Below are 14,321 nucleotides of genomic sequence, written 5' to 3' on the forward strand. Positions count from 1 at the left end.
GCTGAAACATGCCGTTGAATCGGCGGATTATTTCGCGAAATCGACACACTTCCCTTCACCAATTCGCGAGCACCGTCGATACTGGTACGGGGGTCCAATAGAGTTTGTTAAGTCAAGCGCAGACCTAACACCCAATGGATTGGACCCACGCATGAAACAAGACGTATTCGGACAAATGAACAGCCTGTACCACGCGGACAGTGTCGAGGCGTGGGATGGCGTTCTGCTGGGGTTCATGGCGCATTCCGCAGTCACGCCGCAACATTTGGGCAAAGTACTGGAACTGGAACCCGGATTTGCCCTTGGGCATGCTGTCAAAGGGCTGTTCATGCTGCTCCTGGGGCGGCGCGAATTGTTCTCCATCGCCTCCGATGCGCTGGCGTCGGCCGAAGCGGCAATGGCAGAACAACCGATCTCGAAGCGCGAGCGCCATTTTGTCGAGGCGCTGCGTCTGTGGCTGGCCGGCAGCCCGACGCGATCGATTCAGGAGTTCGAAGCCATCCTGCGCGATCACCCGCAGGATACGCTGGCGATGAAGCTCAGCCACGCGGTGAGGTTCGTTCTGGGCGACCCCGAAGGCATGCGGCGGTCGATCGAGCGTGTGATGCCCGCCTATGAACCGGATCATCGGGGCCGAGGGTATCTGCTGGGGTGCCACTCCTTTGCGCTGGAAGAAACCGGCGCTTACGAAAAGGCGGAAATCGCGGGCCGTCAGGCGCTGTGGATGGTGTCGGACGATGCGTGGGGTCTGCATGCGGTCGCCCATGTCCACGATATGACAGGAAATGCAGCGCAGGGTCTGGAATGGTTATCCGGACGCGAGGATGCCTGGAAGCACTGTAACAACTTCCGCTATCACGTCTGGTGGCACAAGGCGCTGATGCATCTGGATCTCGGCCAGATCGACCAGGCCCTGGATCTTTATGATCAGGAGGTTCGCAAGGACCGGACCGACGACTATCGCGATATCTCGAATGCGACCTCGCTGTTGAGCCGACTGGAGCTGGAAGGCATCGACGTAGGCGACCGTTGGCAAGAATTGGCCGACCTGAGTGCCGCCAGAACGGAAGATGGCTGCCTGATCTTCGCAGACCTGCATTATTTGCTTGCTTTAACAGGTGATAATCGTGATAGCGCAATCTCGAAAATGCTTCAGCGAATCCACCGAGATGCAAAGCTGGCCAATGATGATACAACACGCCGTATGGCAGACCCGGGAGTCGCGGCAGCGCATGGGTTGGAAGCTTTTGGTAACGCCCAATACGGGGTTGCCTTCGATCATCTGGCGGCCGCCCGTGGTTCGATGATACTTGCGGGCGGGTCGCATGCTCAGCGGGATGTGTTCGAACGGATCACCATCGACGCTGGAATTCGAGCAGGCAGACTGGATGCGGTCGAGCGTATTCTTGACGACCGCCGCGCCAAAAGATCAGGGGGTGAGGACAATTACGCCCTTGCCCGCCGCGCCTTGATCGACGCGGCACGTGGCGGAGAAGGCGCGCAAAGCGTTCCCGCCGAATAAACCAAAGAACCTGGAAGGACAGAAAACGCATGGCGACAATTTCGCCCGCAACTGATTTTGCACCGGCGGTGGCCAGATCCAAGCCCGCCGTGGGAACACGCGATCCGCGACTGGATTTCTATCGCGGCATCGCGATGTTTATTATCCTGATTGCCCATACGCCGAATGATCCTTGGGCAAAATGGATTCCGGCGCGGTTCGGGTTCTCGGACGCCACCGAGATCTTTGTGTTCTGTTCAGGCATGGCCTCGGCCATCGCCTTTGGTGGCGCGTTCGTACGCAAGGGTTGGTGGATGGGAACCGCGCGCGTCGCGTTCCGCACCTGGCAGGTCTACTGGGCGCATATCGGTCTGTTCTTCTTTGTCGCCATGTCCATGGCCGCGCTGGACATGTCCGGATATTTTGACAAAAGTTATGTTGCATCTTTGAATCTGCAGCATTTCTTCAACGATCCGATGCCCCAGATTGTCGGGATGTTCACCCTGACTTATGTGCCAAACTATTTTGACATCCTGCCGATGTATCTGGTGGTTCTGGCGATGATGCCGCTGATGATGGGACTGAAACAGATCGGGTTCTGGGCAGTCGCAACCGCGTCCGTCGGCATCTGGATGATCGCTCAGACCGGCGCCTTGGCGCTTCCAGCCGAGCCATGGTCGGACCGTCAGTGGTTCTTCAATCCCTTCGCCTGGCAGTTGCTGTTCTTTACCGGCTTTGCCTTCATGCGCGGCTGGATTCCAGCCCCCCCGGTATCGAAAACCCTCATGTGGATCTGCGTTCTGTTTGTGGTCTTGTCCGCTCCGTTCGGGTCGTGGAAAGTGTTCCTTTGGGTCGATGCCTGGAACAGCGATGTCGCAGACCAGATCCGCAAGACCTGGCCGCTGACCGAGGAGCTGCGTAGCAAGACCGAATTCGGCTTGTTGCGCTATCTGCATTTCCTTTCGCTGGCCTACATCGGCTGGGTAGTCGCGGGCGAGCATGGCTCGCGCCTCGTTGCCGAGGGCGAAGGGTTTGGAGCCCAGGTCTGGCGCTTTTTGCTGACCGTCATCACCAAGGTTGGACAGCAATCCCTTGCAGTGTTCGTGTTTTCCATGGCCGCCGCACGCCTGATCGGGGTGGTTTTGGAACATGTCGAACGCGATGTCGTCACCGTCTTTGTCATTAACATGATCGGCTTTGCCATGCTGATCGGCGTTGCCTATGTGGCGGGCTGGTTCAAGTCGCATCCCTGGAAGTCTCAGAAATGAAATTCACACGTCGCGCATTTCTTGCATCAACTTCGGCCCTGGCATTGACGCCCGCCGCATTTGCGACCGGGTCGGCAGTTCCGTTCAGCCATGACATGGTCATCGCCGAGGCCCGTGACCTGGCGAGCCGCCCCTATGCCGAACGCGAGTCGGTGCCCGAAGCGTGGCGCAACCTGACCTATGAGCAATATCGCTCGATCCGGTTCCGGATCGAAAAGGGCCTGTGGTACGGCACGGAAACCCCCTATTCCATCGATTTCTTTGCGCCGGGGCTCTATTTCCCGCGCTCGGTCCAGGTGTTTTCGGTCCAAGGCGGAATGGCAACGCCGGTGGGGTTCGATCTGTCGATGTTCGACAAGTCCGACGAAGTCCCTGAACTGCCTGTCGGCGATACGCTCGGCTTTTCCGGCCTGCGCCTGCGCACTGAAATGCACCGGCCCGGCAAGACCGATGAGTTCTGCGTGTTTCAGGGCGCCAGCTATTTCCGCGCAATCGGCCTGCACGAGGCGTACGGCCTGTCCGCACGTGGTCTTGCGCTGAAAACTGGTGACCCGGATGGCGAGGAATTCCCTGAATTCATCCAGTTCTGGCTGGAGCGCCCCGCCGTGGGACAGCGCAACATGATCGTGCATGCGCTGATGGACAGCCCCAGCGTGACCGGGGCATACAGGTTCGACATCACGCCCGGGCAGGATTGTGAAATGGACATGCAGGCGACGTTGTTCCCGCGCGAGGAACTGCCCCACGTGGGCATCGGTCCTCTGACCTCGATGTTCCTATATGATCAGACCAACCGCACGCGGTTCGACGATTTCCGCCCCGCCGTTCACGACAGCGACGGGCTGATGATCCGCAACGGTGCCGGAGAGGTGATCTGGCGCCCGCTCGCCAACCCGAAAACCCTGCAGGTTTCGTCCTTTGTCGACCAAAACCCGCGTGGATTCGGCCTGATGCAGCGAGCGCGGGAGTTCTCGGATTTCGCAGATCTTGAGGCGCATTATCACAGACGCCCCGGTGTCTGGGTCGAACCCAAGGGGGATTGGGGCAAGGGAACCGTGACGCTGGTCGAAATTCCGGCGGATCAGGAAATCTATGACAATATCGTCGCCTATTGGCGCCCTGCGGAAGCCTATGCACCGGGCAGCCAGATCGACCTGGCCTATCGTCTGTTTTGGGGAGAGGAACCCAAGCGCACACCGATGCCGCGCGTCATCAACACCGCGATGGGTGACAAGACATTCGGGTCTGGTCGGCTGGTTGTGATCGATTTCGAGGCCAACGAAGTGTTCGACGATCTGGACGCGCTGACCGTCATCGTTCAGTCGCCCCATGTCGAAACCACACCCCCGGTTCTGCAACGCAACCCAGATACCGGCGGCGCACGACTGGCGTTTTCCTTTGAACCGGGCGAACGCGACCATGTAGAGCTGCGCGCGCAATTGCGCAGCGATGGCGAGCCTGCTTCCGAAGTCTGGCTGTACAGGTGGACTGCATGAACCGCGATCTGCACATCATGCCGCCCGAAGCACCGCTGGCGATGCCGGCGCAGGATTTCGGGTGTGAGTTCCGGGATGCCAAGGCACCCGGCACGCAGCCCGCGCAGTCTATTACCCTTTGGCGAGCGCTTGCTTTTTCGCCCGCGATGGCAGCAACCCTGTTGTTGTTGTGGGTGATGCAGGACTGGTTTTCAGGCGACGGTTTCAGTGTGATCGAGGCTGTTCTGCTGGCCCTGATCTCGTTCAATTTCTTCTGGATCGCCTTTACCGTCAGCACCGTCGTCCTGGGCATGGTTTCGCTGTCGCGCCAGGGGAAACCGGAGCGTCAGGCCAAATCTCAGCCCCTTCGCGTGGCGCTGCTGATGCCGGTCTACAACGAGGTTCCGTGGTATGTGCTGGGCAATGCCCGCTCGATGCTGGAAGAATTGCACGCACGCGGCGGGGCACATCGCTATGCGATGTTCATCCTGTCCGACACGCGCGACCCCGCCATTGCCGCCGAAGAGCAGGCCAGTGTAGAAGCGCTGCGCACTACGCTCGCCCCCGATCTTGAGCTTTATTATCGCCGCCGTGAACAGAATACCGACCGCAAGGTCGGCAACATTGCCGACTGGGTCAGCCGTTGGGGTGGCGACTGGGATGCGATGCTGGTGCTGGATGCCGACAGCCTGATGACGGGCCGCGCAATCACCCGGCTGACCGATGCATTGTCCCGCGATCCGGGTGCAGGCCTCATCCAGAGCTTTCCGCAACTGATCGGCGCACAGTCGATGTTTGCCCGGATGCAGCAGTTCGCCAACGGTGTCTATGGCGTGGCCTTTGCCGAGGGGCTGTCGCGCTGGTGCGGACAAGAGGGCAACTATTGGGGCCACAACGCGATTATCCGGACCGAAGCCTTCGCCAGCAGTGCCGGATTGCCAAAGCTGCGCTCGCTGACCGGCGGTGAAAAGCTGATCATGAGCCACGATTTCGTCGAGGCTGGCCTGTTGCGCCGCGCCGGGTGGACCGTACGCTTTCTGCCGCGCATCCGTGGCTCGTACGAAGAAACGCCCCCGACCCTGATCGACCATATTCTGCGTGACCGCCGCTGGTGTCAGGGCAACCTGCAACACCTGAAACTGCTGAACTCGCGCGGATTCCGCCCGATTTCACGCTTTCACATGTTCCACGGCGCGGTCGGATACCTGATGTCGCCGCTGTGGTTTGCCCTGCTGTTGATGTGGGCGCTGATCGGTGAGGGCAAGGACGCGTCTGTCCTGCACTACTTCAGTCCCGACAATCCGCTTTTCCCGCAATGGCCCGAGATGTCCGAGACGCGTCATGTGCTGATCATTCTGGTTATGTATGCGATGTTGCTTGCCCCCAAGCTGCTGGGTATCGCCGCCCTGCCGCTGAGCGGAGCGCGCTATGCCGATTTTGGCGGCGGCTGGCGTTTTGGCGTTTCGTTCGTGTCGGAATTGATCCTGTCGATCCTCTATGCTCCGATCCTGATGGTACAACAGATGATCGCCGTGTTTCGTACCGCGCTTGGCCTGCAAAAGGGCTGGTCGCCCCAGGCTCGCGACGGAGGACGTTACAGCCTGACGACATTGGTCGTCTGCCATGCGCTGGAAACCGTCAGTGGTCTGGCACTGGGCGCGGGAATTTTCTTTGGTCTGGTCTCGGTTTGGCTGGCGCCCATCGCCATCAGCCTGGCGCTTGCCGTGCCTCTTTCGGCGCTCAGCGGAGTCTCGGCGGGCGCGGCGCGACGTTTGCTTGGTATGCGTGAAGAGTTCCGCGAACCCGCAATCACCCGCACCGCTCGCCGCCACCGTGGCGAACTCAAGGCGCTGCTGGAGGGCAAGGGTAACATGACCCCGGCGGAATGATCAGCCGCCGGGCAGCCCTTCGTACCAATCGACCATCATGTCGGCCCACCCACTGGGAACATTGTGCCCACCGGAATGCAGCGCAAATTCCAACGCGCTGCCATCTGAACAGCGGGTCCATTTCCGGCGCATGAACTGATCGTTGTTGCCGATGCTGTCGGGGATGTTGTCGACACATCCGTTTGCCGCACGCCAGATCTCCAGCCCGGCAAAGATATCCCCCTGCTGAAAGCGTCCGCCGCCCAGAAACCTGCCCTCAAGCGGGACCACGTTATCCGCCCAACCGTGGGTGTGAAACAGCTTTACCGGCCCTTTGCAGCTTTGCGGGTGCGGACGCCAGAATCCGCCGGACACCGGTGCATAGGCCGAAAACGCGTCTGGCGCGTCGCAGGCCAGGTAGTTGACCAAAAAGCCGCCTGCGGAAAACCCGGCCAGCACCACACGTTCCCCATCGACACCGAACCGTTGTGCGGCATCCTCGACAACCGAGGTCAGAAAGGCGGTCTCGTCGCGCCCTTCGCGGTCGCGGCCGGGATAAAAGTTCCAGCTGCGCCGCCGGTTGGGCCGCACCTCGCCCATGGGCGCCATCACCGCATATCCTCGTGCCAACAGCGGCTCGACCATGGTCCGGTTCTTCATTGTGCTTTCGCCGCTGCCGCCATAGCCGTGCAGGAAGATCACCAAGGGCGGATTGGTCTGCTCGGGCAGTTCGATGTGATATTCGCCCATGGCGGTTTCACATACACCCGCATCAGGGCCGCACATGGCGGATACCGCTGAGGCTGATGTCGCAAGGCACATGGCCAGACCAAGGGCTCGGATCATCCCGTCTCTCCGTCATACTTGAACACCGGCAATCCGGTTCTGACCCAACCGGGTCCGGCACGAGAGCCAAGCATGCCCTCGGGTACGTCGATAATAGCGGAAAACCCGGCCTGGGTCAGCTTGTTGCTCAGCCGGGCCGAGCGCACACCGCGCGCGCAAATCAACGCGATGGGGCGGCTGGTGTCGCCCCCGACAATACTTGTCAGAGCGTCGATGAAATCCTCGCGCCGCATGTCGAGTGGTTTGGCACCTTCCCCGACGCCGGATGCGCGCCACTCCTGCGGTGTTCGGATATCGATCAGCAATATCTCGTTGTCCGTCGCTTTTTGGTGAGCTTCGGATACGCTGAGACGCCCACCGCCATAGTCTTCGGGAATCAGCCTGTATTCACGGACGCCCCAGCCGACTGCCAGTGCAGCGGCCGCCATCAATACAAGGCGGCGTGACAACTTTGGGGATCTGCTCAACTCAAAACCCATATATGAAACTCGACTTTTCCAAAAACACTTTTACCACAACCTGACGCCGCCCGCGCCCGTACTTTGCCGGGCCACGATCAAGAATGCGTCAAGACGCGCTTGGACTCATTTTCCTGCCTCCTTGGCCCTAGAAAAACCGGAAATTCCCTTCGAAACTGGACACTCGGGCAAAAATCCTTACTGATTTCCTTTAATTTGCGCGCAACACCCGGAGGCTACCGTTGTCACTCTTCCTCATCGCGGCCCTTCCCTTTATCGGAGCTGTCTTTCCCGCCCTGCTGATCCGCGCCGGCCGAAACGCCGCTGCATCGAGCGCCGGACTGACCAGTTTTCTGGCCCTCGCAGGGTTGTTGATTCACGTGCCTTCGGTGATGAGAGGCGAGTTGGTGACAGCCCGGTTCGACTGGATACCGGGTTTGGGTCTGAACGCGAATTTCATGCTGGACGGGCTGGGATTGCTGTTTGCCTCGCTCATTCTCGGAATCGGGCTTCTGATCATCCTATACGCACGTTTTTACCTGTCACGCGAAGACCCGATGGGCCAGTTCTATTCCTACCTTCTGCTGTTTCAGGGCGCCATGGTGGGCATCGTTCTGAGCGACAACATATTGTTACTTATAGTATTTTGGGAGCTTACCTCGCTGAGCTCCTTCCTGTTGATCGGGTACTGGAAGCACCTGCCCGAAGGCCGTCAAGGCGCGCGCATGGCCCTGGCGGTGACCGGGTCGGGTGGATTGGCGATGATCGCGGGCATGCTGATTCTGGGCAATATCGTGGGGTCCTATGACCTGAGTACGATCCTGCAGAACAAGGACATCATCCAGTCCTCGCCGCTATACCTACCTGCGCTGATTCTGATTCTGCTCGGTTGCTTTACCAAATCGGCGCAGTTCCCGTTTCATTTCTGGCTGCCGCACGCGATGGCGGCACCCACACCGGTTTCCGCCTATCTGCACTCGGCCACGATGGTCAAGGCGGGGCTGTTTCTGATGGCGCGGATGTGGCCTGCGCTGGCGGGCACTTCCGAATGGTTCTACATCGTCGCCACCACCGGGTTGGTGACGATGGTGATCGGCGCGGTCATCGCGCTGTTCAAGGACGACCTCAAGGCGCTTCTGGCTTTCTCCACCGTCTCCCATCTGGGCCTGATCACCATGCTTTTGGGCTTTGGAACCCAGATTGCCGCCGTGGCGGCAGTGTTTCACATCATCAACCACGCCACGTTCAAGGCCGCGCTCTTCATGACCGCAGGTATCGTCGATCACGAGGCGCATACACGCGACATCAAACGATTGGGCGGGTTGCGGCACCTGATGCCGATCACGTTTACCATCGCCACCATCGCCGCGTTGTCGATGGCGGGCCTGCCGCCGCTGAACGGCTTTCTCAGCAAGGAGATGATGCTGGAAGAGACTGTGCACACCGTCTGGAACCACTCACACTATCTGGTTCCGGGCCTCGCACTGCTGGGTTCACTGTTTTCGGCGGCCTATTCGTTCCGCTTCATCGCGCATGTATTCCTGGGTCCCAAACGCGACGATTACCCGGCCACACCGCATGATCCCGGCGTCGGCATGTGGTTGTCGCCGGCGTTTCTGGTGATGCTGGTGCTCGCCATCGGTCTCTTTTCCAAAGCGATTGTTGGTCCGCTGGTTGCAATTGCCTCGACTGCCGTCATTGGCGACGACCACCTGCCCTATTACTCGCTGAAGATCTGGCACGGCTTCACCCCTGCGCTGTACATGTCGGCAGTGGCAACCGTCGGCGGACTTGTCCTGCTTTGGCAGCACGGAACGCTGGAGCGGATCTGGAACAGCCTGCCGCGCCCCGAAGCAAAGACCATCTTCGACGCGATTATCGGCGCCTTTACTGCCCTGAGCCGCTGGATCACCGACAGCCTGCATAACGGTGTACTCAGCCGCTATGCCGTCATTTTCGTCGCGTTCACCGTGGGTCTTGGGTATTACGCCTATTCCAGCGGCAGCATCGGCGCCCCCACGCGCGTTCCCCTGCCCGCCCCGATCATCCCGATCATCGGCTGGATCTGTCTGGTCGGCGCGACGATGGCGATCATGTATTTCCACCGAAACCGCCTGCTGGCACTGGTCCTGATTGGCGTTGTCGGGCTGATCGTGTCGATGGCCTTCAACTATCTTTCCGCCCCCGATCTGGCGCTGACCCAGATCTCGGTCGAAGTGGTGACCATGATCCTGCTGTTGCTGTCACTGAACTTCATGCCGACCGTGACACCGTGGGACAGCTCTCCGCAGCGGCGATGGCGGGATGCAGCTATTTCTGTCGTGGCCGGATTGGGAACCGGCGGCCTGATCTATGCGATGATGATGCGGGATTTCGCCTTTCCGACCATCTCGGATTTCCACCTCGCCAACTCCTACAAGGGCGGTGGCGGCACCAACGTGGTAAACGTCATCCTCGTGGACTTCCGCGGCTTTGATACCTTTGGCGAAATCATCGTTCTTGGCATCGCGGCCCTGGTGATCTTTGCCCTGACCGAGGCTGTTCTCGCGACCAAGGTTCGCGCCTATCTGCTGAACCGCAAACCGCACTGGCCGCAGTCGGGAGATTCGCACCCGCTGATGATGGTTGTCGTCACCCGCGTGATGATGCCCATTGCCCTTATGGTCGGCGCCTATATCTTTGTGCGCGGACACAACCAGCCGGGCGGCGGGTTCATCGCGGGCCTGATCGTGGCCATAGCCTTCCTGATGCAATACATGGCCAGCGGTTTCACCTGGGCCGCCGAGCGGCAGCGGTTCTATTACCACGCCACCATCGGCTGGGGCGTGCTGATCGCGGCGGCCACCGGCCTTGGCGCCTGGTTCAACGACATGCCGTTCCTGACCAGCGACTTCGGCTACCTCCATTGGCCGCCTCTGGAAGAGTTCGAGTGGGCCACCGCGATGCTGTTCGACACCGGTGTGTTCCTCGCCGTTCTGGGTGCGGTCATGCTGGCGCTTGAAAGCCTGTCGAGATTTGCCTGGCAGCCGGGCATTGCCCAGAAATACCCGATGGATATCAACCCGATGCGCGATAATCTGGATGAAGCCGAAGGAACCGGCGAAAGGGAGGAGGCCTGATATGGAAGCTTTGGTTGCATCCGCCGTTGGCATCATGACCGCCGCCGGGATTTTCCTGATCCTGCGTCGCCGCACCTTTCCCATGATCCTCGGGCTGTCGTTCCTGAGTTATGCGGTGAACGTGTTTCTGTTCGCCACCGGGCGGTTGGCCACGAACGCGCCTCCGGTTCTGAACAAGTACAAGGAGGTCGCTTATACCGATCCGCTACCACAGGCGCTGGTGTTGACGGCTATCGTGATCTCGTTCGGGATGACGGCGGTGATCGTGATCATCTCGCTCGGCGCCTATTTGTCATCCAAGGACGATCACATAGACATGACCGCCCACGACAGCGTGGATGAGGCAGGAGAAGAGGCATGAACCACTGGATCGTCGCCCCGATCGTTCTGCCCGCGATCCTGGCCCCGTTCATCGTCATGGTCCTGCGCCATCATCTGGACCTGCAGCGCATCTTTTCCGTCGCAGGCGCGGTCGGCTTGCTGGGCGTCGCCCTGACGCTGACGGCGCAAGCCGCGACCGGGGACATACAGATATACGAACTTGGAAACTGGCCGGCACCGTTTGGCATTGTTCTTGTGCTCGACCGTATGTCGGCCATGATGGTGCTGCTGACGGCGATTCTGGCGCTGCCGGTCCTGCTTTACGCCATCGGATCCGGCTGGGACAAACGTGGCAGGCATTTCCACCCATTGCTTCAATTCCAGTTGATGGGGGTCTGCGGCGCATTCCTGACAGGGGATGCCTTCAACCTGTTTGTGTTTTTCGAGGTTCTGCTGATCGCCTCCTACGGTTTGATGATCCACGGTGGTGGGTCGGTGCGGCTGAAGGCGGGCGTGCAGTACGTCACCTATAACCTGCTGGGATCCACCCTATTCCTTTTTGCTCTGGGCACGCTGTATTCCATCACCGGAACGCTCAACATGGCTGATCTGGCGGTGAAAGTTGCGGAACTGCCTACCGAGGACACCGCTTTGTTGCGCGTCGGCGCGGTGTTGCTGCTGCTGGTTTTCTGCATCAAGGCCGCAGTCCTGCCGCTGCATTTCTGGCTGCCCGCCAGTTATGCCAACGCGCCGTTGCCGGTTGCAGCACTTTTTGCGATCATGACCAAGGTGGGCGCCTACTCGATCCTGCGGATGTATACGCTGGTCTTTGGTCCCGATGTCGCGATATCGCACGGGCTGGTCGGGGATTGGCTGTTGCCTGCGGCGGTTCTGACGCTGGCGGTCGGCACCATCGGCATTCTCGGCGCACAGCACATTGCCCGTCTGGTCGCTTTTGCGGCCATCGCGTCCATGGGAACGTTGCTGATCGCGATTTCGCTGTTCAACGTCGAGGCGGCGGCCTCGGCGCTTTATTATATCGTGCACTCGACCTTTGCGACCGCCCTGCTTTTCCTCATCGCCGATCTGGTTATGGAGCGCCGCGGCGGCGCTATCGAGAGCAAACCACCGATGGCACAAAACGGCCTGATCGCCACGTTGTTCTTTATCGGCGCAATTGCTGCTGCCGGGATGCCGCCGCTGTCGGGTTTCGTGGGTAAGCTTCTGGTGCTGGATGCGGTGCGCGACGCCACCGATTATGCGCTGATCTGGGCGGTTATCCTGATCAGCTCTTTCGTCACCATCGTGGGACTGGCGCGGGCAGGGTCGCTGATCTTCTGGAAAAGCTACGAGGCGCAAAGCCCCTTGGAACCTGCATCGGATGCTGAGCCGGAAGATCCTGCACCGGTCGCGTCACCATCCGGGCTGGCCTTCACCGCCGTCTTCGGGGTTGTGGCCGGTCTGGTCCTGCTGACCCTCTTCTCGGGACCGGCATTGGAGTATGCTTCGGCCACAGCGGCACAACTCTTTGCGCCGCAAACCTATATTGATGCTGTTCTGAGCGGAGGACAGGGATGAAACTGATACGCCGGGTTTTCCCGCACCCTCACATGTCAGTGCTTTTGACTGTCGTCTGGTTGTTGCTGGCCAACGCACCTTCACTGAACTCTTTGGTATTCGGTTTGTTCCTGGGGATTGTCATCCCGTTTGTCACCCAACCCTACTGGCCCGACCGTCCCAAGCTGCGGAACTGGCCGATGGTGGCGGAATACATCCTGGTCGCGCTATACGACATCATCGTCGCCAATATCGCCGTGGCCCGGATCGTTCTGTTCAAACGCGATGCCGACCGGCAGCCCGCCTGGATCAGCATTCCGCTGGAACTGCGCACGCCCGAAGCTATTACTGTTCTGGCCGGCACCATTACCATGACCCCTGGCACCGTCAGCGCAGATCTGTCGGCACAGGGGCATTATTTGCTGGTGCACTGCCTTGACGCGCCCGATCCGGACGCTGTGCGCGACGAGATCAAGCACCGGTACGAACGCCGCCTGAAGGAGATTTTCGAATGATCACCTACGCGATCTATTTCACCTTTGCCTGTTTCGGAGCGGCCATCATCATGTGTCTATGGCGCATCATCACCGCCGACGGCGTCGGAACTCGGGTTCTGGCGCTGGACACAATGGTCATCAACACCATCGCCTTGCTGGTACTCTACGGGCTGTTCATCGGCACCGAAATATTTTTCGAAGCCGCGATGATCATCGCCATGCTGGGCTTTGTATCGACCGTGGCCTATGCGCGCTTCATGCTGCGCGGCAACATCATCGAGTGAGGGCGACATGGAAATTCTGTTCGAACTCCTGATCAGCTTTTTTCTGATCGTCTCGGGTATTTTCGGTTTTGTCGGCTCGTTCGGGATGATCAAGCTGAAGGACCCGATGTCGCGCCTGCACGCCCCAACCAAGGCAACAACGCTTGGGGTTGGCGGCGTTCTGCTTGCCTCGATAGGCCATTCCGTCCTTATCGAGCATCACTTGTCGCTGCATGAGCTGTTGATCACCCTGTTTCTGTTTCTGACTGCCCCGATCACGGCCCTGTTCATTGCCAAATGGCACATTCACCGTCATGTACGCCCCGAAGACCTGCCAAGTGTTGGCGAGGATGGCGTCTGGGCCACCCATGCCACCCCGCAGGACGAAGACGCACAGGACCCGACGACCAACTGACGCCCATGCAAACACCGCACCTGCCCCTGACCCGCGATCTGGTACTGATTGGCGGCGGACATACCCATGCCCTCGTTCTACGCAAATGGGGCATGAACCCTTTGCCAGGTGCGCGGCTTACCGTCATCAACCCCGGTCCGACCGCACCTTATTCCGGCATGCTGCCCGGTTTCGTGGCGGGGCACTATGACCGGTGGGAACTGGATATCGATCTGGTTCGACTTGCCCGGTTCGCCAGGGCGCGCGTGGTTCTGGGCATGGTCGAGGGCATCGATCTTTCCCGGCGCGAGGTGCTTGTACCCGGCCGGCCGCCCATCGGGTTCGACGTGGCATCGGTGAATGTCGGCATCACCTCGGACATGCCGGCGCTGCCCGGTTTCGCCGAGCACGCGATACCGGCCAAGCCGCTTGGTCCGTTCGCCGCGCGTTGGGCCGGATATCTGAATGGGGCGGGCCCTGCTTCGGTCGCGGTGATCGGCGGCGGCGTGGCCGGGGTCGAACTGGTGATGGCGATGGCGCATGCCCTGCGCAGTCGCAGCCGCGCGGCGCGGGTGACGCTGATCGACGCGGCAACGGCCCTGACCGCCACGCGCTCTAAAGCTGCCGCGCGGATCAGGCGGGCGATGGCGGACCTGGGTATCGACGTGATCGAGAATACCGGTGTCGAAAGCATCGAACTCGGATGCCTGACGCTGACGGATGGACGCCGGATCGAAGCCGAATTCGTCACTGG

13 protein-coding genes are annotated in these 14,321 nt (G+C 60.1%); 11 read left to right on the plus strand and 2 right to left on the minus strand.

Features of this window, described 5'->3' with window-relative positions; translation table 11 throughout:
• Positions 1 to 151 precede the first annotated feature (151 nt).
• Genes AC2FNB_RS08580 through mdoH form a run of 4 tightly spaced genes read left to right on the plus strand, consistent with a single transcriptional unit; the run spans position 152 to position 6,133 of the window.
• Positions 152 to 1,522 (plus strand): tetratricopeptide repeat protein, encoded by a 1,371-nt coding sequence (locus AC2FNB_RS08580; RefSeq protein ID WP_480751278.1) that lies wholly within the window; start codon positions 152 to 154, stop codon positions 1,520 to 1,522.
• A gap of 29 nt (positions 1,523 to 1,551) precedes the next feature.
• Positions 1,552 to 2,769, plus strand: a complete 1,218-nt coding sequence (locus AC2FNB_RS08585) for an OpgC family protein (protein WP_496745693.1) — start codon at positions 1,552 to 1,554, stop codon at positions 2,767 to 2,769.
• Positions 2,766 to 4,265, plus strand: a complete 1,500-nt coding sequence (locus tag AC2FNB_RS08590; RefSeq protein ID WP_496745695.1) for an OpgD/OpgG family glucan biosynthesis protein — start codon at positions 2,766 to 2,768, stop codon at positions 4,263 to 4,265. Before AC2FNB_RS08585 ends, AC2FNB_RS08590 begins: the two co-directional genes overlap by 4 nt.
• Positions 4,262 to 6,133 (plus strand): glucans biosynthesis glucosyltransferase MdoH, encoded by a 1,872-nt coding sequence (mdoH, locus tag AC2FNB_RS08595; protein ID WP_496745697.1) that lies wholly within the window; start codon positions 4,262 to 4,264, stop codon positions 6,131 to 6,133. Before AC2FNB_RS08590 ends, mdoH begins: the two co-directional genes overlap by 4 nt.
• On the opposite strand, the gene AC2FNB_RS08600 is transcribed toward mdoH, so the two are convergent.
• Both AC2FNB_RS08600 and AC2FNB_RS08605 read right to left on the minus strand, forming a co-directional pair.
• Positions 6,134 to 6,958 (minus strand): CE1 family esterase, encoded by an 825-nt coding sequence (locus AC2FNB_RS08600; RefSeq protein ID WP_480751271.1) that lies wholly within the window; start codon positions 6,956 to 6,958, stop codon positions 6,134 to 6,136.
• On the minus strand, positions 6,955 to 7,407 hold the full coding sequence (locus AC2FNB_RS08605) for a rhodanese-like domain-containing protein (RefSeq protein ID WP_480751270.1): 453 nt from the start codon (positions 7,405 to 7,407) through the stop codon (positions 6,955 to 6,957). Before AC2FNB_RS08605 ends, AC2FNB_RS08600 begins: the two co-directional genes overlap by 4 nt.
• 251 nt (positions 7,408 to 7,658) lie before the next feature.
• Between AC2FNB_RS08605 and AC2FNB_RS08610 the strand changes: the two genes are divergently transcribed.
• From AC2FNB_RS08610 to AC2FNB_RS08640, 7 genes are all read left to right on the plus strand, one after another.
• Positions 7,659 to 10,535 carry a monovalent cation/H+ antiporter subunit A gene (locus AC2FNB_RS08610; RefSeq protein ID WP_496745699.1) on the plus strand — a complete coding sequence of 959 codons (2,877 nt, stop codon included), beginning with the start codon at positions 7,659 to 7,661 and terminating at the stop codon, positions 10,533 to 10,535.
• A 1-nt stretch (position 10,536) separates the two neighbouring features.
• The gene (locus AC2FNB_RS08615; protein WP_480751267.1) at positions 10,537 to 10,896 is read left to right on the plus strand and encodes a Na+/H+ antiporter subunit C; all 360 of its coding nucleotides are present in this window, start codon (positions 10,537 to 10,539) and stop codon (positions 10,894 to 10,896) included.
• Positions 10,893 to 12,434 (plus strand): monovalent cation/H+ antiporter subunit D, encoded by a 1,542-nt coding sequence (locus tag AC2FNB_RS08620; protein ID WP_496745701.1) that lies wholly within the window; start codon positions 10,893 to 10,895, stop codon positions 12,432 to 12,434. Before AC2FNB_RS08615 ends, AC2FNB_RS08620 begins: the two co-directional genes overlap by 4 nt.
• On the plus strand, positions 12,431 to 12,928 hold the full coding sequence (locus AC2FNB_RS08625) for a Na+/H+ antiporter subunit E (RefSeq protein ID WP_480751263.1): 498 nt from the start codon (positions 12,431 to 12,433) through the stop codon (positions 12,926 to 12,928). Before AC2FNB_RS08620 ends, AC2FNB_RS08625 begins: the two co-directional genes overlap by 4 nt.
• Positions 12,925 to 13,194 (plus strand): K+/H+ antiporter subunit F, encoded by a 270-nt coding sequence (locus AC2FNB_RS08630; protein ID WP_480751261.1) that lies wholly within the window; start codon positions 12,925 to 12,927, stop codon positions 13,192 to 13,194. The genes AC2FNB_RS08625 and AC2FNB_RS08630 overlap by 4 nt, the downstream gene beginning before the upstream one ends.
• A 7-nt stretch (positions 13,195 to 13,201) precedes the next feature.
• Positions 13,202 to 13,588 (plus strand): Na+/H+ antiporter subunit G, encoded by a 387-nt coding sequence (locus AC2FNB_RS08635; protein ID WP_480751259.1) that lies wholly within the window; start codon positions 13,202 to 13,204, stop codon positions 13,586 to 13,588.
• Positions 13,589 to 13,593: 5 nt separating this feature from the next.
• Positions 13,594 to 14,321, plus strand: a 728-nt coding sequence (locus AC2FNB_RS08640; protein ID WP_496745704.1) for an FAD-dependent oxidoreductase, incomplete at its 3' end; no start/stop codon positions are given.

It is taken from the genome of Ruegeria sp. BHSB058 (genome assembly GCF_059613285.1).

What these genes read in the sequence shown, in the direction of transcription:
- AC2FNB_RS08580 (WP_480751278.1), top strand. Translation starts at nt 152, where the DNA reads ATGAAACAAGACGTATTCGGACAAATGAACAGCCTGTACCACGCGGAC.
- AC2FNB_RS08585 (WP_496745693.1), top strand. Translation starts at nt 1,552, where the DNA reads ATGGCGACAATTTCGCCCGCAACTGATTTTGCACCGGCGGTGGCCAGA.
- AC2FNB_RS08590 (WP_496745695.1), top strand. Translation starts at nt 2,766, where the DNA reads ATGAAATTCACACGTCGCGCATTTCTTGCATCAACTTCGGCCCTGGCA.
- mdoH (WP_496745697.1), top strand. Translation starts at nt 4,262, where the DNA reads ATGAACCGCGATCTGCACATCATGCCGCCCGAAGCACCGCTGGCGATG.
- AC2FNB_RS08600 (WP_480751271.1), bottom strand. Translation starts at nt 6,958, where the DNA reads ATGATCCGAGCCCTTGGTCTGGCCATGTGCCTTGCGACATCAGCCTCA.
- AC2FNB_RS08615 (WP_480751267.1), top strand. Translation starts at nt 10,537, where the DNA reads ATGGAAGCTTTGGTTGCATCCGCCGTTGGCATCATGACCGCCGCCGGG.
- AC2FNB_RS08620 (WP_496745701.1), top strand. Translation starts at nt 10,893, where the DNA reads ATGAACCACTGGATCGTCGCCCCGATCGTTCTGCCCGCGATCCTGGCC.
- AC2FNB_RS08625 (WP_480751263.1), top strand. Translation starts at nt 12,431, where the DNA reads ATGAAACTGATACGCCGGGTTTTCCCGCACCCTCACATGTCAGTGCTT.
- AC2FNB_RS08630 (WP_480751261.1), top strand. Translation starts at nt 12,925, where the DNA reads ATGATCACCTACGCGATCTATTTCACCTTTGCCTGTTTCGGAGCGGCC.
- AC2FNB_RS08635 (WP_480751259.1), top strand. Translation starts at nt 13,202, where the DNA reads ATGGAAATTCTGTTCGAACTCCTGATCAGCTTTTTTCTGATCGTCTCG.